Genomic DNA, 23,084 nt, shown 5'->3' on the forward strand with positions numbered 1-23,084 from the left:
TACTGGCAGCCTCTGCTGTTGGGGTAATCACACTATCGACATCCTATAGGCTTAAGCGGCTCTCTTCGCACCAGAGCCTGCCTTGCATTCGGATATTTTCTCTTTCATGTGAAATGACTGGATTTCGGATGCGTACGCTCTATCTGCATATTGGTTTTCACAAGACAGGCTCCAGCTCGCTGCAACTGGCTTTGAAGCGCTATGCACAGCAATTAAAGGCAATGGGGTTTGAGTTTCTGGGCCTTGGTAAAAAAGGCAATTCCTCCGGTGCCGTTGAAGTTTTTAAGCGCGGTGAGCGCGTGTATTTCCAGCTGAATCAGCGCCTTGATATGCTGCTGGCGAGCAGCACTGGTGAGAGAGCAATCGTCTCTGCCGAGCACCTGTGTTTCCTGCATTTGCGCCGGGATATAGAGCAGGTCCATACAATCTGCTCAAACTATTTTGATGATATTCGGGTCGTTATCTATCTGCGCAGGCAGGATTTACAGGCAGTTTCCTTTAAAAAACAGTCCGCGCGCGGATGTGCTTTGAACATGAGTTCTTCGAGCAAACTGCTTGGACACAGTGAAGGCGCTTTCCCCCGGATAGATGACAATATAAAAATTTATTATGATTATTTTGCCAAACTGCAGCTGTGGGAGAGGGTTTTTGGCAAAGCGTCCCTTACGATCAGGGGGTTCTCCAGCGAGGCGCTTAGGGGCGGGGATATTCTCAGTGACTTCTCGACCTTTTTAGGGGGGGATCTGGCCATTCCCCACTGCCGGGTGAACGAGGGAATAGGCCGCAAACAGTTCCTGTTGACCCACAAGCTACTTGAGCTGGGGGTGGCGGAATCTGAGATTAAAAAACTCAAGCCAGCAATGGCCGGTGACAAGACGGTATTGAAACCTTCGCGCAGTGCCGCGGTGGATTTTTTTATGCAATTTAAACAATCCAACCAACAGCTCAATGACCACTACCTGCAACATGGTTCCGGCCTGGCATTTAACGACAATTTCAGCAGTTACCCTGTGCGGGGTAATGATCGCTTGTGCTCACAGGATCTGGCTGCTTGGGTTCCCGAGCTATTTTCAGCTGGGGTGCAAGCGCCGGAGGGGCTGCGGGACACGCTGCTGATTGGCCGGATTAAGGCATTGTTGGCGGAAAAATTAAAAGACGCTGCACTGGCAGAGGAACTAAAGGGTTTGGCCCAGTGCCTGGCCTCGACAGCACATATTGCCCAGGTGCGAGAGCCATGGTATCGGCTGCTAAAGGGAAGAAAACGATCCGGGAGGTAGTTTCTTCACGAATTTGGCTCACGATCATTGCCAAGAAGGCGAAAGAAAAGCCTATGTCGAGTATTTGCGGTGGGCCTGGAAAGGAGACTAGGGAAACTGAGCATAATCATGTGGCTGTAAAATATGCATGGCAGCCTACAACATTTTGACCGGTCAAGGAAGTATTGGCTAAAGCGGGAATAATAGAAAATGACAGAGCGGGAGTTCTGCCGCAGGCTTGGGCAGTGCGTAATATATACTACCGGGCCGGAAGGGATGAATATCCGCCTCCCAGGACGCGCTGTGAATACATCTCTGTAGGCTCGTGATCGGCATCTATGCCTCATACGATCCAGGGAGGGGGTATGCTTTCCCCCTGCCGTATTTAGTAACCGGCAGCAGTTTGTTGATCGACCAATACCTAATTGGGTTGTATGGCAGAATGTGTTTCTGTCCCTGGGTCTCCCTCCTTGCGCAAGCGCTCAATCCACAGCGCGGTACCCCCCGCCACTGCCGCAGGCATCACGAAAATATTTAAAATTGGCACCATCTTTGCGAGCATGACGGTTCCACCAAAGGCGAGGCTGGTGAGTTTGCGGCGGCGCAGTATCCTTTTCAGTTCATAGAAGGGGCGCTGGTGATTGTCCAGAGGATAATCCACATACTGAATCGCCATGCACCAGGCGCCCCAAAGCGCGGTTAATACTGCGGGAAAAATGACGGTCCAGCTGGTGACGGTGGCGATCAGGAAAATAACCAGGCCCCAGACAATAAAATATCCCAGTTTGCGCAATTCCCGCCCGAGTGTGCGCCAAACCATGCTCAGCAGGGGTTCTGACGGTGGTGCCTTGCCAGTCAGCAGCGCTTCCACTTTTTCCGCGAGCAGGCCGTTAAAAGGAGCGGCGATGATATTGGTGATGACGCCAAACAGGTAGCCATATACAAGAAGAAACAAGAACAGTACCAGTAGGGCAATGGTCCAGGCGAGCCAGCGAAACACGCCGGCAGCCCAGGCGGCCCCCTTGGCCATCATTGTTTCCCACCAGGGCATATTTTCCGTGTCGACCGGTGTGTGTGAGAGCAGACTGCCGAGATAGTCGGTAAGGCCGCCGAGTTGCGAGAGCATAATGGCACTGATCACAATAAACAGCACAAGGTTGATCAGTAGTGGCACCAGAATAAAGGGGCGCAGCTCACGGCGGGCGATCAGGCGGGCACCGCGCACCAGGGCGTCGATACCGTGTATAGGGTTGGAAGTCATACTGTTACCTCATGCCAGCGGTCAGGAGCGGGCTCCGGCGGCTTTCAGGATCTCGCTGTAGTCATCACCCAGGCGGTGTTCATTGATACGGGCCAGCAGGGTTTTGCCATCCGGGCCCGGACTGTCCAGATCCAGCCCCTGGGCCTGGAAAAGCTGCACAAAGGTGGCAAAATTCTCTACCCGCATACTGCGGTAGGCGCGCTCAAGAAGGTGGTAATCCCGGTTGATGCCTTCAGGTGCCTCGCCAGCCAGGAATCCAGCAATGCGTTTCTCATCAAAGACTTCCCCGAGGACTTTCTGCTTGTCTTTTTTAAGGTTCAAAATCTCATCCTTATTTCATGCAATACGAGTTTGCGGCGGCCTTGGCTAACCGATCAATTGGTTTTCTTTCATCGACGCTCAAAGCAGGGCATCGAGCTTTTCTTTGAGGATTTTGTTGAGTATTTTCGGATTTGCCTGCCCACTGGAGGCTTTCATGATCCGGCCAACAAAATAGCCCATCATTCTTGGCCGCTTGGCTTCGTCTGCTTTTCGGTAGTTTTCCACCTGCGCGCTGTTGGTTGCGATGACCTCATCCACCATTTTCTCGATAACGCGACTATCGGATAGCTGTATGTAGCCATGTTTCTGGATAATGTCGTCGGCCATGTCTGCGCTCTTCGTCAAAGCGTCAAAGACCCGCTTTGCAATCTTGCTGGAAAGGGTGTTGTCCTTGATCCGTACAATCAGGCTGGCCAATTGTTCCGGGGAAACCGGCGATTGGGAAATGGTGATTTCTCGCCGTTTCAGCAACGCGCTGATCTCACCGGTAATCCAGTTAGCGGCCAGTTTGGGCGCGTTGCAAACCCTGCAGACGGTTTCGAAATAATCGGCATTGGCACGCTCCTGGGTGAGCAGGTTGGCATCGTAGGCGGAGAGTGAGTACTCCGACCGGAAGCGTGCGGTCTTGGCGTCAGGCAACTCGGGGAGCTGATGGCGCAATTGTTCGATATAGTCGTTACTGAGTACCACCGGAAGTAAATCCGGGCAGGGGAAATAGCGGTAGTCATTGGCCGCTTCCTTGCTGCGCAGTGAACGGGTTTCATCTTTATCGACGTCGTAGAGGCGGGTTTCCTGCACGATGTTGCCGCCGTCCTCTAGAACATCAATCTGGCGTCCGGCCTCCGCCTTGATGGCGCGCTCAACGAAACGGAAAGAGTTGATGTTTTTCAATTCTGTGCGCGTGCCCAGCTTAGCCTCGCCCTTGGGCCGCACTGAGACGTTGGCGTCGCAACGCATTGAGCCCTGGGACATATCCCCGTCGGAAATGTCCAGATAGGTCACAATAGAGTGGATTTTTTTCAGGAAGGCGACCGCTTCGGCTGCACTGCGCATATCGGGTTCCGACACGATTTCAAGCAGTGGCGTGCCGGCGCGATTGAGATCGATACCAGACATGCCGTGGAAGTCTTCGTGCAGGGATTTGCCGGCATCCTCTTCCAGATGTGCGTGGTGGAGGCGCACTGTCTTGTTGCTGCCGTCTGCAAGATAGATTTCCACTTCGCCGGCACCGACGATGGGCTGATCCAACTGGGTGGTTTGGTAGCCTTTGGGCAGGTCCGGATAAAAATAGTTTTTGCGCTCAAAAACGGAGCGCTTGCCGATGTGCGCATTCATGGCCAGGGCGAACAGGACCGCACAGCGGAAAGCCTCTTCGTTGGGTGCCGGTAAGGTGCCCGGCATGGCCAGGTCGACGGCACAGGCCTGGGTATTGGGCTCTGCACCGAAGCGGGTGCTGGCCCCGGAGAAGAGTTTCGACTTGGTGGAGAGCTGGACGTGTACTTCCAGCCCGATCACAACTTCCCATTCCACGGTGAAGGCTCCTTTCCTTATACAGCCACAGCGCTGGCTGTGTGCCAGTTGGTGACCTGCTGATAGCGGTGAGCGATATTGAGTATGCGCGCCTCATCCAGGTAGTTACCGGTGATTTGCAGGCCCACAGGCAGATTGTCAACCAGTCCGCAGGGGATGGACATACCCGGCAGACCCGCCAGGTTGGTGGCAATGGTGTAGATATCTTCCAGATACATGGCCACCGGATCGGCGCTCTTGGTGCCCAGTTTAAAAGCCGGAGAGGGTGTAGTGGGTCCCATAATCACATCCACTTGCTCGAAAGCGCTGGCAAAGTCCTGTTTGATCAGGCGGCGCACCTGTTGAGCCTTGTTGTAATAGGCATCGTAATAGCCCGCAGACAGCGCATAGGTGCCGACCAGAATGCGTCGTTGTACCTCCTCGCCAAAGCCTTCGCCGCGGGAACGTCTGTACAAGTCGCGCAGATCTTCAGGTGCCTGGCAACGATATCCGTAGCGTATCCCGTCGAAACGGGACAGGTTGGCGGAGGCTTCTGCCGGTGCGATCACATAGTAGGCGGGAATCGCCAGCTTACTGTGGGGCAGGCTGATGTCCTGCAATTGTGCCCCGAGCTGCTCGTACTCACGCAGGGCCTCCTGTATGCGATCAGCGATACCAGGGTTTAGTCCTTCACCAAAGTACTCGGTGGGGATGCCGATCTTGAGGCCGGTAAGGGCGTTATTCAGACCTTTGCCAAAGTCGGTTTGCGGTCGGTTCAGGCTGGTGGAATCCTTGGGGTCGTAACCGACCATGGCGGACAGGAGGTAGGCGGCATCTTCGGCAGTGCGCGCGATGGGCCCGGCCTGGTCCAGGCTGGAGGCATAGGCCACGATGCCCCAGCGTGAAACGCGTCCGTAGGTGGGCTTCAGGCCGGTGGTATTGGTCAGGGCGGCCGGCTGGCGGATAGAGCCGCCGGTGTCGGTTGCGGTAGAAGCTGGTGCCAGCAGCGCTGCCACAGCCGCGGCAGAACCCCCGGAGGAGCCGCCGGGAACACAGTTAGTGTCCCAGGGATTTTTTACCGGGCCGTAGTAGCTGCTTTCACTGGAGGAGCCCATGGCGAACTCATCCATATTGGTTTTCCCAAGGGTGACAGCGCCTGCCGCATTCAAATTTTCAACAATGGTGGCGTTGTAGGGGGGTACAAAGTTATCCAGCATTTTCGAAGCGCAACTGGTGCGCACACCGCTGGTGCAGATAATATCCTTGTGGGCGATCGGTACGCCACACAGTGCCGGTGCTTCTCCCCTGGCCAGGCGTTGGTCGGCGGCTTTGGCCTGGGCCAGAGCCCGCTCTTCGGTCACCGTGATAAAACTGTTGAAACCACTATCCAGTTGTTGAATGCGGTCGAGTAAGTGGCGGGTGAGTTCAGTGCTGGAAAACGCCTTTCTCCGCAGTCCGAGGATGATCTCGGCGATAGTGAGCTGATGCATATTATTCCTTTAAGACTTTAGACGAACCGGGGGACTGGGGCGTGTCGTGCAGAGTTTGTTGATGAAAACCCATTCACTCGATCACTTTGGGCACTAAATAGAGGCCCTGCTCCGCCTGCGGCGCCAGGGCGAGGAAGTCTTTGCGTCTATCGGACTCTGTCACGGCATCGGTGCGCAGCGTTTGTTCTTCGTCCAGCGGGTGCGCCATGGGCGCGACCCCGTCGGTATTGACTGCCTGTAGCTGATCCACCAGTTGCAGGATCTCGCCGAGACGGTCGCTGACCTCTTCCAGGGTTTCCTTGGATATGGCAATGCGGGCCAGTTCCGCCAGCTTCTCTACGGTTTGCGTATCCACAGCCATGGCGATGGAATTCCTCCTGTTGCGTTGCGAATCGAAGACCGCTCTGGGCGGGCTTCGGGCAGGGCCGGTCAATTTAGCACAATGGGCCGTTATTCTCATCGACTCCGGTGCCTATGGCCGGTTGTCATCAATTGGCCCGGCTTCAGCCTTGCTCTGAGTCGGTGCGGTTGTTAGAGTTTGTCGAATCCTGCCGGGCGGGGGGACTCCGGTCAGTTGTGTAAACCCCGGTCCGAAATGCGGCTCGGAACTCAGATTTATTCACGTGGACTAATTAAAATTTCCATCCATAAAATTAGCCGCGTTTGCCGAGCCCGGCCCGAGGGCTGACAAAGACTACAAGGTAATCGAATTCCATGTTTAAACGTTTGCGGGGCATGTTTTCCAGTGATCTTTCTATCGACCTGGGGACGGCCAATACGCTGATTTACGTTCGCGATCGCGGCGTTGTCCTCGACGAGCCCTCCGTTGTCGCTATCCGCCACTACAATGGCCAGAAGATCGTTGAGGCTGTGGGTGTCGAAGCCAAGCGGATGCTCGGCCGCACGCCTGGTAATATCTCCGCGATCCGCCCCTTGAAGGATGGCGTTATCGCCGATTTCCAGGTGACGGAAAAAATGTTGCAGCACTTTATCAAGACAGTACACGAAAACAGCTGGATGCGCCCGAGTCCGCGGGTGCTGGTGTGCGTGCCCTGCCAGTCTACTGAAGTGGAGCGTCGTGCGATTCGCGAATCCGCCCTGGGTGCCGGTGCCCGGGAAGTGTCCCTGATCGAGGAACCCATGGCGGCGGCGATCGGTGCCGGTTTGAATGTGGAAGAAGCCAGCGGTTCAATGGTGGTGGATATCGGCGGTGGCACCACAGAGATCGCGATTATCTCCCTCAATGGCGTTGTCTATTCCGATTCAGTCCGTATCGGCGGCGACCGTTTCGATGAGGCCATAGTGAATTATGTGCGCCGCAACTACGGCAGTGTAATCGGTGATGCCACTGCGGAGCGGATCAAAGAGGAGATTGGCTGTGCGTATGCGGGCAGTGAAGTGCGCGAAATCGATGTGCGCGGTCGCAACCTGGCGGAAGGGGTGCCACGCAGCTTTACCCTGAATTCCGATGAGATTCTCGAAGCGCTGCAGGAGCCTCTCACCGGTATCGTGCAGGCAGTGAAAAGTGCCCTGGAGCAGTCTCCACCGGAGCTGGCCTCCGATATCGCTGAGCGGGGTATGGTACTGACCGGGGGTGGCGCCCTATTGCGGGATCTGGATCGCCTGTTGATGGAAGAGTCCGGTCTGCCGGTGATTGTTGCTGACGACCCGCTCACCTGTGTAGCCCGCGGCGGTGGCAAGGCGTTGGATATGCTGGATCGGAGCCGCCTGTATCTGATGTCGAACTGATGGATTTGATGTTACTTTAAACGCTCTGCGACCCCGCTGTCGGCGGCCGGTTTCACAGTTCCAGCGACATCCTATCTATGGTGGCACCAATATTCATTGACCTGTACAAAGGGAGCTGCTTTTGAAACCGCTGTTTACCCGCGGCCCCTCCCCTGAGTTTCGCCTGCTGGTACTGGGCTTGCTGGCGGTGGTGCTCATTGCGGCGGATCACTACACGAATTGGTTCCAGTCCACCCGCGAACGTCTCTCTGGCTTTGTTGCTCCACTCTACTGGCTCACCGACGCGCCGGAGCGCGTGGGCGATTGGGCTGGCGAACAGTTTCGTTCCCGCGAAGAGCTGCAGGAAGAAAACAGCCGACTCAAGCGCCAGGTACTGTTACTGGAGCAGCGCAGCCAATTGCTGGCGGCAGTGAAGGCGGAGAATACCCAGCTTAAGGAATTGATGAATGCAGCGGAAATGGTCGATGACCGGGTTTTGGTGGCCCAGGTGATCGGCATTTCTCCCGACCCGCTGGAGCATGTGCTGCTGATTGACAAAGGCCGTGATGATGGCCTCGATGTAGGTACGCCAGTCATGGACGCCAGCGGTCTGCTCGGGCAGGTGATCGAGGCGGGGGATGCATTCTCCCGGGTCCTTCTGATCACCGATGCGAATCACGCCATTCCCGTGCAGCTGCTGCGTAACAGCATGCGCTCCGTGGCGGAGGGAACGGGGCATCTCTACCATCTCAAGTTGCGTCACCTGGCCAGTACCAGCGACATCCGCGAGGGGGATCTCCTGCTCAGCTCCGGCCTTGGCGGCCGTTTTCCTGCGGGATACCCGGTGGGTGAGGTGGTTTCGGTCACGCGAGACCCCGGTCGGCCTTTTGCCGAGGCGGAAGTGCTTCCTCGCGGGCGTATGAATCGCAGCCGCTTTGTACTGGCTGTCGTGAGTGAAAGAGGGCAGGGCCTTGCAGGCGAATAACCGTTGGCTTGTCGCCGCCACCATTTTTTTGTCGCTGTTGCTTGCAGTGATGCCCCTGCCGCAGCAGTGGCTCTGGTTCCGGCCCGCTTTTCCCGCTCTGCTGGTCATCTTCTGGATCAGCCAGCTGCCCCAGGCCCTGGGGGTGGGCTTCGCCTGGTTGGTGGGTATCCTTGAAGACCTGGCCACAGGAGCCAGTCTTGGTACCCACGCCCTGGCCCTGGCAGTGCTGGCCTATTTCAGCCTGTTAACCTACCGGCGCACCCGGGCCTTTAATCCGCTGCAACAATTGCTGTGGGTCTTTGTACTGGTTGGAATCAATCAGGTTGTGGGCAATTGGGTGCATGGCCTGGAAGGGAAAACGGTGCCGGGGTTGACCTTTCTCTGGCCAGCGCTCACCACAGCATTGCTCTGGCCCTGGGTAGCGCCAATGTTGCGGGGCATGTCCAGACGTCTGGATATTCGCTGACCATGAGGTCTGTTGTAAAGCAGAGTAAAATTTTGATCAAATTTTAGACACTTCCGCTATAATCAGCCGCTGGCCCACAGGGAATATGCAGTAGAGTGACGAATACCACCACCGCAAACCGTCTACTTCTCGCCTCGGGATCACCGCGCCGGGCACAATTGCTCACGCAGATTGGGGTTTCATTTTCTCAATTAACGCCCTCAGTAGTGGAGCAACAGCAGCAGACAGAGAGCCCCCAGGAATATATCCAGCGCCTCGCCCACGACAAGGCCGAGGCGGGCCTGCTGGCGGCTGCGGGACCCCCAGCGCTCTGGGCCCTGGGGGTCGACACGGTGGTGCTCGCGGGGGAGACGGTGTTGGAGAAGCCCAGGGATTTCAGTGACTTTGAATCCATGATGCTGGCCCTGTCGGGAGCTGAGCACTCCGCTCTGAGTGCCATTTGCCTGCGCAGCAAAGCGAGGCAGTTCAGCCGCCTGGTGGAGACACGGGTACGCTTTCGCCATTTGGTCAGAGTACAGATCGAAGCCTACTGGCGCACCGGCGAGCCCGCCGACAAGGCCGGTGGGTACGCTATCCAGGGATTGGGTGCTGCGCTGGTGGAATCCATCAGTGGCAGTTACAGCAATGTGGTGGGACTGCCCCTGGAAGCCCTGATCCCCATGCTGGAGCACGCCGGGATTCCCTATTGGCAGGAGGCCCGGCTTTGAGCGAGGAGTTGTTGATCAATGTTGCACCCACAGAAACCCGCGTCGCGGTGGTGGAAAACGGTGTTTTGCAAGAAGTGTATCTGGAGCGCAGTGCGCGCCGCGGTATTGTTGGCAATATCTACAAGGGCAAGGTGATCCGGGTGCTGCCGGGGATGCAAGCGGCCTTTGTAGACATCGGACTGGAGCGCGCAGGGTTTATCCATGCCTCCGATATTGCGCCGCTGGATGATGAGGGGATGGAGGCACGGGACTCGGAGGTGGCGGATATTCGCGCGCTGGTGCGCGAGGGCCAGTCTCTGGTCATACAGGTGGTCAAGGACCCGATCAGCAGCAAGGGTGCACGACTCACCACCCATCTGTCGGTATCCGCACGCTACCTCGTGTATATGCCGCAAACCCGCCATATTGGGATTTCCAACCGGATCGAGGAGGAAGGTGAGCGCGAACGGTTGCGCCAATTGGTGGAGGCGGCAGCATCCCAGCTTGCGCAGGATGGGCTCTCAGCCGATGGCGGATTTATTGTACGCACTGTGGCCGAAGGGGTGAGCGGGGAAGAGCTGCTGCGCGATATCCCCTTTCTCTACAAACTGTGGGCTGAGTTGGAGCTGAGTATCAAGGCGCGACCGGTACCCTCGGCAATCTACGAGGACCTGCCGCTGTCTATGCGCGCGCTGCGCGACCTCGCGCGGCCCTACACAGAAAAGATCCGCATAGACTCCCGCGAGGCCCACGGCCGAGCGGCGGAGTTTGCCGGCAAGTATGCGCCGGAAATCGCGGGCCGCCTGGAACACTATCCCGGCGAGCGTCCCCTGTTCGACCTCTACGGTGTAGAGGAGGAAATAGGCCGGGCCCTGCAAAACAAAGTGACGCTGAAGTCCGGTGGTTACCTGATCATCGAGCAGACAGAGGCGATGAGTACCATCGACGTCAATACGGGCGCATTTGTCGGTCACCGCAACCTGGAAGAAACAATCTTCAAGACCAATCTGGAAGCGGCTACGGCCATCGCCCGCCAGTTGCGTCTGCGCAACCTGGGGGGAATCATTATTATCGACTTTATCGATATGAAAGATGCCGAGCACCAGCGCCAGGTATTGCGGATGCTTGAGAAGACGCTGGAGCGGGATCATGCGAAATCCAGTATCACCGGTGTTTCCGAACTGGGGCTGGTCGAAATGACCCGCAAGCGGACACGGGAGTCTCTGGGCCAGATCCTGTGTGAGCCCTGCCCGGTTTGTGAGGGCCGCGGCACGCTAAAAAGTGCGGAAACGGTATGCTTCGAGATATTCCGGGAGATTATCCGCGAGGCGAGAGCATACGATAGCGAAAAGATCATGGTGCTGGCGGGCCAAGTGGTTATTGATTTGTTACTGGATGAGGAATCGGCCAATGTCGCCGATCTGGAGGAATTTATCAGCCGCCCGATACAGTTTCAGGTTGAACCTATCTACAACCAGGAGCAGTACGATATTGTGCTCGTCTAGTCTTTTCACGCGCGCTCTTTCGACGCTCTATACCAAGGGTGCAGGCGCTTACCGCTGCCCGATGCTGGGGAGTCATTGTTGATGGCTGCCCTGCGTTGGCTAGCGAGAAAGTTCTGGCTGTTAATCGTCAGCCTGGTGATCGTCCTGGCAATCATTGTGCAAACCGGACGCCTGTTGTCCCCTCAGGTGGAAAACTACCGACCGCAAATCAGTCACTGGCTTTCCAATCGCCTAGGTGTACCGGTGTATATGGAGCGTATCTCTCTGCGCTGGGAGGCCCTGGAAGTCGCTTTGCGGTTGGATGGATTGCGCCTTGGCAACAATGGAGAGCTGCGTATGGGGCGTGGTCTCTTCCAACTGGATTTGCTCGCCACTTTGTGGAACCGGGAGCTGGTGTGGAAAGACCTGCAGATACACACCTTCGCGGCTGGTCTCAGTCGCGATAAACAGGGGGAGTGGCGCCTCAACGGCTTTCCGGGGATTTCCCTAAAACCCGGTGGCAATCTCACAACAGACCCGAGTGCCACAGACCCTGCGCGTATTTTTCAACTCAGTCCCAAAATCCAGATACGCGATGCGGCGATTACCGTACAACTCCCGGATAGCCAATTGGCCGAGATCAATCTGCCCCAGATCCAACTGGAGCATCAGGGTGACTTCCGCCGCCTTATCGCCCGCGCTTTTATCTCCCGCGAGGGCGAGGACAAGCGGATTGATTCGGAGACATTACGGTTGGTTCTTGAGGGGCGCGGTAATCCCCGTGAAAAACAGCATTTCTCTCTGCGCGGTTATTTGCAGTTGAACGAGCTGCTGATTGATGACGATATCGTCACGCTCCTGCATGAACTCACACCATTGCCGGATCGCTTCCACTGGCGCGGCCGCAAGTGGGCGGACGGGCGCCTGTGGCTGCAGAAAGATGCTGACAATGGGTATCGTCTGTTGGGGCGTGTGGATCTTGCCCAGGTGGAAAACCTGGAAAAAGCGCTGGGAGCGAAACAGGGGACTGTGGCCGATACTGACCGGATTATGGCTCCACTGCGGACCTTTTCCGGGGATATATCCGGGCGCTGGCTGCCCGGCAAACACTGGCAGTTGACCCTGCAGGATATACAGATCGAATGGCAGAACCTGCAGATGCCGCCTCTCAACCTGCAGGTGCGCAGTGACCGACAGGGGTTGGCCCTGGCGGCAGATGTGATTGAACTGGGTGGCTGGCGCGAAATCGTCAAGCGGCTGGATCTTCTGGATGGCGCGGCCGATGACTGGCTGCGTGCTCTGGAGCCCAGTGGCCAGCTGCGCCGGGTGCAACTTGTGCAGGGCACAGGAGGTTCCGTTCGCCTGAGCGCCAACCTGCAGGATATCAGTACCCGGGCATTCCGGGGCGCCCCTGCGGTGTCTGATCTGAGTGGCTATCTGGAACTTGATGGTGCTGACGGCCGGGTGGAACTGGATGGCACTACACTGGGGGTCGATTTTCCCACTTTGTACGCCAGCGCTTTCTCTTTCGAGCGCGCCAGCGGCACTGTGGCTTGGGCTGTGGAAAAGGAAGCGAACGAGGTCAGCGTGCTTTCGGGGCCTCTGCAGCTGGACAGTGTTCTGGGTGAGGTCAAGGGGCAGTTTTTGCTGACACTGCCCTTTCACCCGCAAAGCCGCGCAACGGATTTTGTTCTGGCCCTGTCGCTGCGCGATGCGCCCGTCACGGCACAGGAACAGTTGGTGCCCAAGACGGTCAGTGAAGATCTGCGCAACTGGTTAATTAAGGGCTTGGGTACGAACAATCCGGGACGCGTGGAGAGTGCCGCATTTATCTACCGTGGCAGCAGCTATCCAAAAGAAGGTAAAAGGGATGCCCTGAGGGCACTGGGGACGCATAACAAGCGCCAGACTGTGCAACTGATGGCAGACTTTGCCGATGGCAACCTGAAATATGCACACGACTGGCCCTCTGTGAGGGGCGCAGAGGGTCGCCTGCTGGTCAATGACAGCATCGTACTGGTCAATGCCAACCGGGCCAAACTTTGGGGTATCGATGCCAGTGACATTCTTGTAGGGGTCACACCACTGCCTGATAAAGGTTCCCAGTTGGATGTTAAGGCCCAGTTATCGGGCCCTGCTGCTGATGGCTTGCGCCTGTTGCGGGAATCGCCACTGCGCCAACAATTGGGCAGTGCCTTTGATGACTGGAAAATGACGGGTGATCTCAAAGGGGGGATCAGCCTGTCCCAGCCCCTTGGAGACGGTGCCCTGTCTCCCAGTCAGCGGGTTGAATTGCGATTGCACAATGGGGAGCTGCAGATGCAAGACCTGCGACTGCACACCAAAGCGTTGAACGGGGATATCGTCTATGACAGCGGTAACGGGCTCGTCGGCACACGGCTGGATGGAAAACTCTGGGGACGGCCGGTCGCGGCACATATCCGCCATTTTGGCGAGGGGAATTTGCGCGATACCCAGATTGTTGTGGATGGAAGCGCTACCGCTGAGTCTATCACCGCCTGGGGCAGACGGCCGGAGCTGCATTGGCTGGATGGTGTCCTGGATTACCAGGCATTGGTCACTATTCCCGCTAAAGAAAAGGGCGCGCCATACGCTGCGGTTTTCGAGCTGACATCCAACCTGGCCGGTGTGGCGGTCAACCTGCCGGAGCCGCTGGGAAAAGCGGCCCAGGACGAGACAAATTTCGTACTGCGCGCACCGATTGGCGCGCAGGGCAGCCTGTTCCACCTGGATTATGGTGAGCACCTGCAGGGGCAGTTCTGGGTGGTGAAGGGCGTTCTGGACCGCGCTGCTATCGCTCTGAACGCCGAGGCAGAACTACCCGCACAGCGGGGGCTGGTAGTCACTGGAGATATATCCAGTATCGATTTGCCGCGCTGGCAAAAGCGGTTGGATGTCTATTTCAAGGATGGGGTCACCTCATCTGATCTGGCTGGGGCAGTGAGTGCAAACTGTATATCTGACCAGAGTCCGAAATGTGCCGTCCATGACGGCGGCGCTGTTGTAAAAAATACGCCCACATCGCTACCGGTTAGCCTGGATCTCAGCACTGACCGCCTGCAGCTGGGCGCGGTTGATATTGAACATATCCATATCACTGGGCAAAGTGTTGGCACCAAATGGCAGTTGGATTTCGACAGTGAAATGGCGGCGGGCAATGTTTCCGGGGTGCTGGGTGACGAGGTGCCGCTGCGCTTACAGTTGGCCCATTTGCGGTTACCAGCCCCGAAGAAAAAAGAAGAGGAATTTACCAATAGTAGTCCGCCTGCCCTGAACCCCTTCTTTGCAAAGAGAGAGGATCCCTGGGGGGATTTTGATTTCGACAGTTTGCCGGCCATCGACTTCAGTACAGAGAACCTGCAACTGGGGGATGAGTCGCTGGGGCGCTGGTCCTTTCAGGTGCGGCCCTCATCGGACCGTCTCGTATTGAGTGATATTCGCGGTGCGGTACGCGGCTTCCGCCTGGAGGGGCGCGGCACCGGGGAGGCACGCCTTGGCGCTCAGCTGATGTGGATGCGCGATGTTGAGGGCAACAGCTCTTCCCAGTTTATCGGTCGCCTGGTTGCCGATGATCTCGCCGATATCCAGCGCTCCATGGGACACCAGCCCCTGATCGAAAGTAAATCCGCCAGCTTCGATACCGCCTTGCGCTGGGATGGCTCGCCGGCCCAGGTGAAGGGCAGTCTGCTCTCAGGGGCATTAAAAATCGACATCAGAGACGGCCGCTTCCTGCGTTCCACAGGCACAGCGGGCTCCACGGTGTTGCGTCTGTTGTCTCTGTTTAACTTTGACACCTGGGCGCGCCGTTTGCGACTGGACTTCTCCGACCTCTACAAAAGTGGTATGGCCTTTGACCGGGTGCGCGGTGAAGTGGTTTTCGAGGGGGATGGCCAGTTGTTGATCGCAGTGCCGATTCAGGTGGAGGGGCCCACCAGTGAGCTGCAGATGGCGGGCAGGGTCAATTTACTGAGAGAGGATCTGGATCTCACCCTGGTGGCAACGCTGCCAGTGGGCAACAATCTCGCTCTGGTGGCCGCTTTGGCCGGCGGTCTTCCCGCCGCTGCGGGGGTCTACCTGATCAGTAAAGCATTTAAGAAGCAGGTCAATAAAATGGCCAGTGTCAGTTATCGCATCAGCGGTGACTGGGCCGGGCCGCAAATTCGTTTTGACAGACTCTTTGGTGGCGATGGCGCCAAGCGTGAGGACGTGACCTCCGGGCAGCCACAGAATCTTCCACCAGAAGAGTAAGCTGGCAGCGGCGGCCGGTAATTGCTCCGTGACACCTTGTTCACCCGGTAACCTGTTGCAATTTCCTCGGCTGGGCGCATAGCCGCTCTTGCACGACTGGTCGGGGTTTTATCATTTCAATGGGTTGCCCTAACCTGCAGCCAACAGGGGCACTGCCCGATGCCGTATGCCTCCCCTTGGGAAACAGCCAGGGAAACCCCCGCCGATATTGGCTGCCAGTATTTCCATTGAACTGGCACCATCTGCCACACTCTAACTCTGGGGTAATGACTAAACATTGAAGAGAGGAGTTTCCGCGATGGAGAAGTCCCGAGTACTTGGTCCACTACTGGTTGCCGTTCTGGCGGTTTCAGCCTGTTCTGAGGCCGATGTGCGGCAAACCCAGGCCATGACAGTGGATGAGGCCAAGGTGCGCATCAGCGAAGGCAAAGATTTGGAGCAGATACCAAAATCTGTTTGGAAGCAACTATTGCCGAAAGACCGGTACAAGGTGCTTTGGGAGAAAGATACGGAGCGGGCGTTTAGTGGTAAATTACTCTACAACAACGAAGAGGGGGTTTATGTCACTGCCGGTTGTCGCCTGCCGGTGTTCAGTTCGGCACAAAAGTATAAATCCGGTACAGGTTGGCCCAGTTTTTGGGATGTGGCCTACCCGGAAAATATTGTTCTGAAAGATGACTTCAGCTGGGGCTTGAGGCGCACCGAAGTATTGTCCAAATGTGGTGAACACCTGGGGCATCTCTTTAAGGACGGCCCCGCACCGACCAATCTGCGATATTGCCTGAACTCCCTGGCACTGGATTTCGAGCCGGCCGCTGAAAGAAAGCTGTAGTGCCGATTTCTGCGGGACTGGTTGGCAATCGTTGCCTGGCCCGGTAAAGCGCTATCTTTTATCCGCAAAGGTCTGTGTCGACTCAGGCCCGATCATCCCGGTATCCATACCCGGACTAATCCTGGGCTTTTTGCGAAAAGAAATCCCGCAGATAGCGAAACAACTTGCGTTGGTTGGTGGGGGGCTTGCCGTTTTTAATCTCACGGCTGGCGTCCCGCAGCAGTTGGCGCAATTGCTGGTGGTCCACGTCTGGATACTGATTAAAAAAATCCCCCTGGGTACCGGTGCCCTCTCCAAGGAGGCGATTGCGCCAGTCCTCGGCCATTTTTTCGAAGGGCAGATGCCGTTGGTCCCGCTCCTTGAACCTGTTCAGAACAGCGCTTATGGCTTGGTGGTCAGCACTGCGCATTAATTTTCCGATGTACTGCATCTGGCGGCGGCGGGCTTCATTGGATTTGATGCGGGCGAAGGTCATGATTGCTTCCCGCAGAGTTTCACCCATTGGCACTTTGGCCAAGCGGGCCTTGGAGAGTTCAGTCAACTGTTCTCCCAGGCGTTGCAGCTCGTGCATTTCCTTCTTGATCTGGGTTTTGCTCTTCGACAGGTCGTCGTACTCGGTCATTGTGGATTCCGTGTGTTTATTTCGGAGGCTACCCCGGCTCTGCTCAGCCTCTGGTGGTGTTTGTTCATTTAGCCAAAGTACCAGGTGGCGAGCCCGAGAAAGGACATAAAACCCACAACATCTGTCACAGTTGTCAGGGCCACGCCGCCAGCGAGGGCTGGATCAATGTGTATGGCGCGCAGTACTACTGGAAGTATGGCTCCAGCCAGGGCTGCTGTGATCAGATTGATCACCATTGCTGCGACAAGGATCAGGGCGATGTGTATGTCGCCAAACCACAGGGCCGCAATCAGTCCAATGACCAGAGACCAGAGCAGGGCATTCAGGGCGGCCGAACCCAATTCCCGGGAGAGCAGCCAATTCAGATTGCTTTTACCGATTTGCCCAAGTGCCATGCCCCGGATAACCACGGTGAGTGTCTGGCTGCCGGCCACACCGCCCATGCTGGCGACGATGGGCATCAGTACAGCCAGGGCCACCACCTTCTCCAGGGTATTCTGAAACAGGCTGATCACCCAGGAGGCGAGAAGGGCGGTAAGCAGATTGATACCCAGCCACAGGGCGCGCCTGCGGGCGGTGCGTCGTACGGGGGCAAAGGTGTCCTCCTCCTCATCCAGGCCGGCGAGACTCATCAGCGAGTGATCGGCGTCCTCGCGAATCACATCCACCACGTCGTCAATGGTGATACGCCCCAGCAGGCGTTTATCTTCATCTACCACCGGGGCCGTGATCCAGTCGTATTTCTCAAACAATCGGGCCACTTCGGTATCGGGCATGTCCGCGGGGATGGGTTCCACATCGGTATTGACCACCTCGCGCACCGTGACTGAAGGATCTGTAGTAAGCAGTTTTGACAGGGGCAGCAGACCGATATATTCCCCTTTGCGGTTTACCACGAACAGGCTGTCCGTGGATTCCGGCAGTTGTTCGTGGCGGCGCAGGTAGCGCAGGACGACATCCAGACTCAGGTTGGGGCGCACGGAAATGGTATTGGTGTCCATCAGGCCACCGGCGGTATTCTCATCGTAGGCGAGCACACTCTCCACCCGCAGGCGGTCTGTCTCGCTCATGGATGAGAGTACTTCTGCGACGATGCGCTCGGGAAGTTGCTGGAGGATGTCGGCGATATCGTCCGCATCCAACCCCTCCATGATCTCCACCATCTCCTCGGTATCCATGGTGTTAAGGATTTGGCTGCGCACCTCGTCGCTGAGCTCCTGCAGCACCTCACCTTCGATATCCCGGTCGATAAGGCCCCACAGAACCTGGCGGATGCGGGGGGGAGAACTCTCCAGCAGTTGTGCGATGCTCTGGGGTGTCAGAGTTTTGAGCATGCGCCGTACTTCCTGCCCTGTGCCGCTATCGAGCGCGGCAAACAGCGTGCTCAGCTGGTTTTGGGCACGGAACTTGATTTCGGCTTGGGGTGGGCTGGACACAACGAATCCTTACTGCGGTGGTTGGGAAGGCGGCAGCCGCCGCGATAAAGCTGTGGCGATTTTATGTGCTTCGAGGGACTCAAGCCAGCCGCCTGCCTTTGCAGTCTACTCGGCTTCGCCAAAGCGGTCCGATATCAGAGTGCAGATGGCGCTGAGCGCTTCATCTTCATCGGGGCCGTTAATTTCCAGTTCCAACTCGGTACCCTTGCCCGCTGCCAGCAGCATCAGCGCCATCACACTTTTGGCATTGACGGACTTGCCCTGGCAGTGCACCTTGATATCGGAGGAAAAGCGCGCTGAAGCCTGTGCAAGTTTGCTGGCTGCGCGAGCGTGCAAGCCAAGCTTGTTGATAATGGTGAGGTGCTGTTTTTGCATAGGGGGCTTTCACGCACTGGGGTGGCTATCTCCGCTGCTCGCGATGGCGGATCTGCAAGCTGTCGAACTGCGGTGAGAAGGTTTTGGCCAATTGTTCCACCATATACACAGAGCGGTGGCGTCCGCCGGTACAGCCAATGGAGATACAGGTGTAGCTACGATTGCTTTTCTGGTAGGAAGGCAGCCACTGTTGCAGGAACCGGGTGATATCGGCCTCCATCTTATCGGTTTCTGGGTGGGCGCGCAGAAACTGTATCACCTCAGGGTCCCGGCCGGTTTTTTCTCTCAGGGCCGGCTCCCAATAGGGGTTGGGCAGACAGCGCAGGTCGAATACCAGATCCGCGTCCACCGGTACCCCGTATTTGAAGCCAAATGACTGGAACAGAATGGCCATGCCCTCAGACTGTTTACCCACCACGCGGTTTTTTATCAATTCACGCAGGTCGTGCAGGCTCAGGCTGCTTGTGTCGATCACTATATCTGCCATGGCTGCGATGGGGGAGAGCAGTTCCCTCTCCTGATTGAGCGCTTCGAGCAGATGGGTGCAGTTATTACTAAGGGGATGTTTGCGACGGGTTTCACTGAAACGTTGCACCAGTATCGGCTCGCGCGCATCCAGATAGATCACATCGCACTGCACTTCATTTGCACGCAGGGATTCAATCACCTGAGGCGCCTGTTTGATATCCTGCCACAGGTTGCGGGCATCAATACCCAGGCCCAAACGGGTATTTTCCTGTGGCGGCTGGCCCCCTGCCCATTTGACCAGTTCGGGAAGCAGACTGGCTGGCAGGTTATCGATACAGTTAAATCCCACGTCCTCCAGCAACTGAAGAGCGGAGCTTTTACCGGAGCCGGAGCGGCCACTGATAATCACCAGGCGCATGGGGTATCCCCTTGTGAGGTCGACACACTGAGGTTGTAAACCGGAATCATTGCTTCGCCGATGTTGGGTTACTTGCGCTGAAGTTTAGCGTTCAGTTCAGGCGGCGGCGGCGCTATCTATGGCCAGCGCATAGAGTTCATCGCTGGTTTTCGCCTGCCTTAACTTATCCCTCACCAGATTGTCGGAAAACAGAGCGGCGATTTCCGCGAGAGTCTCAAGGTGTTGTTGCTCTGCATCCTCGGGGACCAGCAGGGCAAACAGTAAATCCACGGATTGGCGATCTGTAGCGTCAAAATCTACTGCAGGTTTGACGGTGCAGAGTACCCCAATGGGATGTCTGCAACCAGGCAGGCGACAGTGTGGTATGGCGACACCATCCCCGATACCGGTGGAACCCAGGCGCTCGCGGGCAATCAACTGATTGAAGATGGTATCGGCGTCATGTTGTGGATATTGTTCGGCGATCGCCTGGGCAATATTGAGCAGTAACTTCTTTTTGCTGCTCCCGGCCAGATGGCAAAGGCTGAGGCGGGGTGAAAGTAATGCTTCGAGTGTCATAATTCAGCGGTGGTTTTGCAACTTCTCTTTGTGCTTTTTGAGTTGGCGATCCAGTTTGTCCGTGAGTGCATCAATGGCCGCGTACATGTCGCTATCCTCTGAGCCGGCGCAGAGATCATGACCATTGATATGTACCCGGGCTTCAGCTTTCTGGATCAGTTTTTCAACGGATAGGATAACTTGGGCGTTAGTTATTTTGCCGTAGTGTCGGGACAGCTTTTCCAGTTTGTTTTCGCAGTAGCTGCGCATGGGCGGGGTGATATCGACGTGGTGACCACTAATGTTGATCTGCATGGATTTCTCCTTACCGAGTGCATCGCCTACCGGCATGCGGCTACCTTTCGGGCCGCAACCCTACTAGGAAGTGGGTCAGAATGGAAGGATACACTCAAAGTTTGGGTTTCGGTTGGGGATTGAACAGACAGGACGCCAATCAGTTTGTGACTGCATGAAATCCTTAAGTCATATAAACAATCGGGGCGGGTTTGGCATTGTGATAGGTCCGGCAACGGGCAGCATTGCCGTTAAGAGCGGGTGGTAGCAGGTCAGGTCAGGCGTTTGCGCTCACTGGAAGAGGGGATTCCCATGGATTCCCGGTATTTTGCTACTGTGCGGCGTGCCACTTTGATTCCCTGCTTGTCGAGTTTCTGGGCGATTTTATTGTCGGAAAGGGGCTTGCGCGGGGTTTCCGTATCGATCAGTTTGCGAATCAATGCGCGAATGGCTGTTGACGAGGCGTCCTCGCCGGAATCGGTGCTGACATGGCTTGAGAAGAAGTATTTGAGCTCGAATACACCCCGGGGAGTCAGCATGTACTTCTGCGTGGTGACTCTGGAGATGGTGGATTCATGCATGCCGATGGCTTTGGCAATATCTGCCAGTACCATCGGCCTCATGGCCTCGGGGCCTTCTTCGAGAAATGCCCGCTGTTTCTCAACAATACAGGTCGCCACCTTGAGCAGGGTCTCGTGGCGGCTCTGCAGGCTCTTCAAAAACCAGCGCGCCTCCTGGAGATGGTCGCGCAGGAAGCTGTTTTCTGTGGAATTGTCTGCACGTCTGACCAGGGCGGCATAGTGATTGTTAATACGGATTTTCGGGGTGATCTCCCCATTCAAGTCGACCTGCCAGCGCGGCCCTTTGCGGGTAACAAGGATGTCGGGAATGACATAGGCGGTCTCCTCTCTGCCATAGCGCTCCCCGGGGGTGGGGTTTAGGGTTTGGATCAGGCGAATCACCGCGCCCAACTGGGCTTCACTGAGGTTTGTGCGCCGGCTCAGTTGGCGGAAGTCCCGTTTGCCGAGCAGTTCGAGATGGCGTTCGATAATGTCCTTGGCCTTTTGAAGCCAGGGCGTAGCGGCTGGAAAATGCTGCAACTGCAGCAGCAGGCATTCCTGCAGGTTGCGCGCGCCGCAGCCAGTGGGCTCAAACTGTTGGATCGCTTTGAGCACGGCGAGGACCTCGTCCTCATCAGCATGGAGTGAGGCTGTGATCTGTGCAATGGAAGTGCCCAGCATTCCGCAGGGCTTGATCGCATCAATCAGGTTTTCGCCAATCAGCTTGTCGTGTCGGGATAGTGTGGTGAGGTTGAGCTGCCAGTGCAGATGATCCTGTAAACTGCTTCCTGCGGCATTGTGCTCAATATCTACTTTGTCACCGTCGACGCCACTACTGTAGTTGCCGTAGATGTCATCCCAGCGGGAGTCCAGTGGTAACTCGTCGGGAATATTCTGGCTCCAGTTGTCTTCACCGATTTCGTGCTCACCACTGGAGGGGGCGATTGCGCTCTCTGAGTCAGCTGTTCGCTCCTGTTGGGTGTTACTTTCTGCGACGCTGACTGTTGAAAGGGCCTCGTCAGCCTCGACCTCCAGCATTGGATTGCCGTCCAGAGCGGCCTGGATTTCCTGTTGCAGGTCCAGGGTCGACAGTTGCAATAGGCGTATTGCCTGCTGCAACTGCGGAGTCATGGTCAACTGGGTGCCGAGTTTAAGCTGAAGAGACTGCTTCATATTTGGGGGCGCTACAAACCGAGGTGGCCGGTATTCAGCAAAAGTTACCCGAAATGGCGCAGACTACCCCGCTTCCCAGGATAACACAAGCAATAAACGTGCCTATAAATCCTGCCATACGCGGGATTCGATCGTAAAAGTGGCAGCTTTTCTCTAGATGGTAAATTCGTGTCCCAAATAGACCTCACGTACCTGCTGGTTGACGAGTATCTCGTCCGGGGTGCCGGCGGCGATAATATGGCCTTCGCTGACGATATAGGCGGTTTCACAGATATCGAGGGTTTCGCGCACATTGTGGTCGGTGATCAGGACACCGATGCCCCTATCGCGCAGGTGGCGAACAATGTCTTTGATATCGTTGACCGAGATCGGGTCCACCCCGGCGAAGGGTTCGTCCAGCAAGACGAACCTGGGGTTTGTGGCGAGTGCCCGGGCGATCTCCACCCGGCGGCGTTCCCCGCCGGATAGGGCCATACCCAGGCTGTGCTCGATATGGGCAATATTGAACTCTTTGAGCAGTGCCTGGGCCTGCCGCTGGCGTTCAGAGCGGGGCAGGTCCTTGCGGGTCTCAAGGATGGCGAGAATATTGTCGCGCACTGACAGGCGGCGGAATACCGAGGCCTCCTGGGGCAAATAGCCGATCCCTTTGCGTGCACGACCGTGCATGGGGAGGCCGGTGATGTCTTCATCATCGATTAATACCCGCCCGGTATCGGCCCGGACCAGGCCGGCGATCATGTAAAAGCAGGTGGTTTTCCCGGCACCATTGGGGCCCAGAAGGCCGACTATCTGGCCACTGGTGACGCTGACGGAGACATCCTGAACGACTTTTCTTTTCTTGTATTGCTTGGCGAGGTGTAACGCTTTGAGCGTTGGCATAGTGTGTTCCGAAATCTTTCCTTGCCGTGGGCACA

The 23,084-nt window shown here is 56.6% G+C and carries 21 protein-coding genes; 8 read left to right on the forward strand and 13 right to left on the reverse strand.

Features of this window, described 5'->3' with window-relative positions:
- The first annotated feature begins 128 nt into the window (after positions 1-128).
- The gene (locus ACL7TT_RS00130) at positions 129-1,277 is read left to right on the forward strand and encodes a hypothetical protein (protein WP_413392144.1); all 1,149 of its coding nucleotides are present in this window, start codon (positions 129-131) and stop codon (positions 1,275-1,277) included.
- Positions 1,278-1,677: 400 nt separating this feature from the next.
- On the opposite strand, the gene cysZ is transcribed toward ACL7TT_RS00130, so the two are convergent.
- From cysZ to gatC, 5 genes are all read right to left on the reverse strand, one after another.
- Positions 1,678-2,517 (reverse strand): sulfate transporter CysZ, encoded by an 840-nt coding sequence (gene cysZ, locus ACL7TT_RS00135; RefSeq protein WP_413392146.1) that lies wholly within the window; start codon positions 2,515-2,517, stop codon positions 1,678-1,680.
- Between the two features lie 21 nt (positions 2,518-2,538).
- On the reverse strand, positions 2,539-2,838 hold the full coding sequence (locus ACL7TT_RS00140) for a PA4642 family protein (protein WP_413392148.1): 300 nt from the start codon (positions 2,836-2,838) through the stop codon (positions 2,539-2,541).
- A 78-nt stretch (positions 2,839-2,916) separates the two neighbouring features.
- Complete coding sequence (gene gatB / locus ACL7TT_RS00145) at positions 2,917-4,368, reverse strand: Asp-tRNA(Asn)/Glu-tRNA(Gln) amidotransferase subunit GatB (protein WP_413392150.1); 1,452 nt, start codon at positions 4,366-4,368, stop codon at positions 2,917-2,919.
- A gap of 17 nt (positions 4,369-4,385) precedes the next feature.
- Entirely contained in the window at positions 4,386-5,837 is a 1,452-nt protein-coding gene (gene gatA, locus ACL7TT_RS00150) for an Asp-tRNA(Asn)/Glu-tRNA(Gln) amidotransferase subunit GatA (RefSeq protein WP_413392152.1), read from the reverse strand.
- A gap of 73 nt (positions 5,838-5,910) precedes the next feature.
- Entirely contained in the window at positions 5,911-6,198 is a 288-nt protein-coding gene (gene gatC / locus ACL7TT_RS00155) for an Asp-tRNA(Asn)/Glu-tRNA(Gln) amidotransferase subunit GatC (RefSeq protein WP_413392154.1), read from the reverse strand.
- A 353-nt stretch (positions 6,199-6,551) separates the two neighbouring features.
- On the opposite strand from gatC, the gene ACL7TT_RS00160 reads away from it, so the two are divergent.
- The 7 genes from ACL7TT_RS00160 to msrB all read left to right on the forward strand — a co-directional run bounded on the left by ACL7TT_RS00160 (position 6,552) and on the right by msrB (position 16,287).
- Positions 6,552-7,586, forward strand: a complete 1,035-nt coding sequence (locus ACL7TT_RS00160) for a rod shape-determining protein (protein WP_299941513.1) — start codon at positions 6,552-6,554, stop codon at positions 7,584-7,586.
- 121 nt (positions 7,587-7,707) lie between these two features.
- Positions 7,708-8,550: a rod shape-determining protein MreC gene (mreC, locus tag ACL7TT_RS00165; protein ID WP_413392156.1), complete on the forward strand. Its 843-nt coding sequence runs from the start codon at positions 7,708-7,710 to the stop codon at positions 8,548-8,550.
- On the forward strand, positions 8,537-9,016 hold the full coding sequence (gene mreD / locus ACL7TT_RS00170; RefSeq protein WP_413392158.1) for a rod shape-determining protein MreD: 480 nt from the start codon (positions 8,537-8,539) through the stop codon (positions 9,014-9,016). The genes mreC and mreD overlap by 14 nt, the downstream gene beginning before the upstream one ends.
- A gap of 95 nt (positions 9,017-9,111) precedes the next feature.
- The gene (locus tag ACL7TT_RS00175) at positions 9,112-9,723 is read left to right on the forward strand and encodes a Maf family protein (protein ID WP_413392160.1); all 612 of its coding nucleotides are present in this window, start codon (positions 9,112-9,114) and stop codon (positions 9,721-9,723) included.
- Positions 9,720-11,207, forward strand: a complete 1,488-nt coding sequence (rng, locus tag ACL7TT_RS00180) for a ribonuclease G (protein ID WP_413392162.1) — start codon at positions 9,720-9,722, stop codon at positions 11,205-11,207. The genes ACL7TT_RS00175 and rng overlap by 4 nt, the downstream gene beginning before the upstream one ends.
- Before the next feature lie 81 nt (positions 11,208-11,288).
- Positions 11,289-15,455: a YhdP family protein gene (locus ACL7TT_RS00185; RefSeq protein WP_413392164.1), complete on the forward strand. Its 4,167-nt coding sequence runs from the start codon at positions 11,289-11,291 to the stop codon at positions 15,453-15,455.
- Positions 15,456-15,753: 298 nt separating this feature from the next.
- Positions 15,754-16,287 carry a peptide-methionine (R)-S-oxide reductase MsrB gene (gene msrB, locus ACL7TT_RS00190; RefSeq protein ID WP_413392166.1) on the forward strand — a complete coding sequence of 178 codons (534 nt, stop codon included), beginning with the start codon at positions 15,754-15,756 and terminating at the stop codon, positions 16,285-16,287.
- A gap of 115 nt (positions 16,288-16,402) precedes the next feature.
- Here the strand turns inward: msrB and yjgA are convergent, their stop codons facing one another.
- The 8 genes from yjgA to lptB form a co-directional block, all read right to left on the reverse strand.
- A complete protein-coding gene (yjgA, locus tag ACL7TT_RS00195; protein ID WP_413392168.1) occupies positions 16,403-16,909 on the reverse strand; it encodes a ribosome biogenesis factor YjgA in 507 nt (168 codons plus the stop codon).
- Positions 16,910-16,977: 68 nt separating this feature from the next.
- Positions 16,978-18,345: a magnesium transporter gene (gene mgtE / locus ACL7TT_RS00200; protein WP_413392169.1), complete on the reverse strand. Its 1,368-nt coding sequence runs from the start codon at positions 18,343-18,345 to the stop codon at positions 16,978-16,980.
- Between the two features lie 105 nt (positions 18,346-18,450).
- Positions 18,451-18,720 (reverse strand): HPr family phosphocarrier protein, encoded by a 270-nt coding sequence (locus tag ACL7TT_RS00205; RefSeq protein ID WP_413392170.1) that lies wholly within the window; start codon positions 18,718-18,720, stop codon positions 18,451-18,453.
- A 25-nt stretch (positions 18,721-18,745) separates the two neighbouring features.
- Complete coding sequence (rapZ, locus tag ACL7TT_RS00210; RefSeq protein ID WP_413392172.1) at positions 18,746-19,606, reverse strand: RNase adapter RapZ; 861 nt, start codon at positions 19,604-19,606, stop codon at positions 18,746-18,748.
- Positions 19,607-19,702: 96 nt separating this feature from the next.
- The gene (gene ptsN / locus ACL7TT_RS00215) at positions 19,703-20,164 is read right to left on the reverse strand and encodes a PTS IIA-like nitrogen regulatory protein PtsN (protein ID WP_413392174.1); all 462 of its coding nucleotides are present in this window, start codon (positions 20,162-20,164) and stop codon (positions 19,703-19,705) included.
- Positions 20,165-20,167: 3 nt separating this feature from the next.
- Complete coding sequence (gene hpf, locus ACL7TT_RS00220; RefSeq protein WP_413392176.1) at positions 20,168-20,458, reverse strand: ribosome hibernation-promoting factor, HPF/YfiA family; 291 nt, start codon at positions 20,456-20,458, stop codon at positions 20,168-20,170.
- 251 nt (positions 20,459-20,709) lie between these two features.
- Complete coding sequence (locus ACL7TT_RS00225; protein WP_413392178.1) at positions 20,710-22,170, reverse strand: RNA polymerase factor sigma-54; 1,461 nt, start codon at positions 22,168-22,170, stop codon at positions 20,710-20,712.
- Positions 22,171-22,323: 153 nt separating this feature from the next.
- Positions 22,324-23,049 carry an LPS export ABC transporter ATP-binding protein gene (gene lptB, locus ACL7TT_RS00230; RefSeq protein WP_413392180.1) on the reverse strand — a complete coding sequence of 242 codons (726 nt, stop codon included), beginning with the start codon at positions 23,047-23,049 and terminating at the stop codon, positions 22,324-22,326.
- Positions 23,050-23,084: the final 35 nt, after the last annotated feature.

It is taken from the genome of Microbulbifer jejuensis (assembly GCF_047289955.1).
In the GTDB taxonomy this organism is placed as follows: Bacteria; Pseudomonadota; Gammaproteobacteria; order Pseudomonadales; family Cellvibrionaceae; genus Microbulbifer.

Bases quoted from the DNA above. Each gene is read 5' to 3' on its own strand.
- ACL7TT_RS00225 (WP_413392178.1), bottom strand. From the start codon at position 22,170: ATGAAGCAGTCTCTTCAGCTTAAACTCGGCACCCAGTTGACCATGACT.
- cysZ (WP_413392146.1), bottom strand. From the start codon at position 2,517: ATGACTTCCAACCCTATACACGGTATCGACGCCCTGGTGCGCGGTGCC.
- gatA (WP_413392152.1), bottom strand. From the start codon at position 5,837: ATGCATCAGCTCACTATCGCCGAGATCATCCTCGGACTGCGGAGAAAG.
- rapZ (WP_413392172.1), bottom strand. From the start codon at position 19,606: ATGCGCCTGGTGATTATCAGTGGCCGCTCCGGCTCCGGTAAAAGCTCC.
- ACL7TT_RS00130 (WP_413392144.1), top strand. From the start codon at position 129: ATGCGTACGCTCTATCTGCATATTGGTTTTCACAAGACAGGCTCCAGC.
- yjgA (WP_413392168.1), bottom strand. From the start codon at position 16,909: ATGACCGAGTACGACGACCTGTCGAAGAGCAAAACCCAGATCAAGAAG.
- ACL7TT_RS00205 (WP_413392170.1), bottom strand. From the start codon at position 18,720: ATGCAAAAACAGCACCTCACCATTATCAACAAGCTTGGCTTGCACGCT.
- gatC (WP_413392154.1), bottom strand. From the start codon at position 6,198: ATGGCTGTGGATACGCAAACCGTAGAGAAGCTGGCGGAACTGGCCCGC.
- msrB (WP_413392166.1), top strand. From the start codon at position 15,754: ATGGAGAAGTCCCGAGTACTTGGTCCACTACTGGTTGCCGTTCTGGCG.
- hpf (WP_413392176.1), bottom strand. From the start codon at position 20,458: ATGCAGATCAACATTAGTGGTCACCACGTCGATATCACCCCGCCCATG.
- lptB (WP_413392180.1), bottom strand. From the start codon at position 23,049: ATGCCAACGCTCAAAGCGTTACACCTCGCCAAGCAATACAAGAAAAGA.
- ACL7TT_RS00160 (WP_299941513.1), top strand. From the start codon at position 6,552: ATGTTTAAACGTTTGCGGGGCATGTTTTCCAGTGATCTTTCTATCGAC.
- ACL7TT_RS00185 (WP_413392164.1), top strand. From the start codon at position 11,289: ATGGCTGCCCTGCGTTGGCTAGCGAGAAAGTTCTGGCTGTTAATCGTC.
- ptsN (WP_413392174.1), bottom strand. From the start codon at position 20,164: ATGACACTCGAAGCATTACTTTCACCCCGCCTCAGCCTTTGCCATCTG.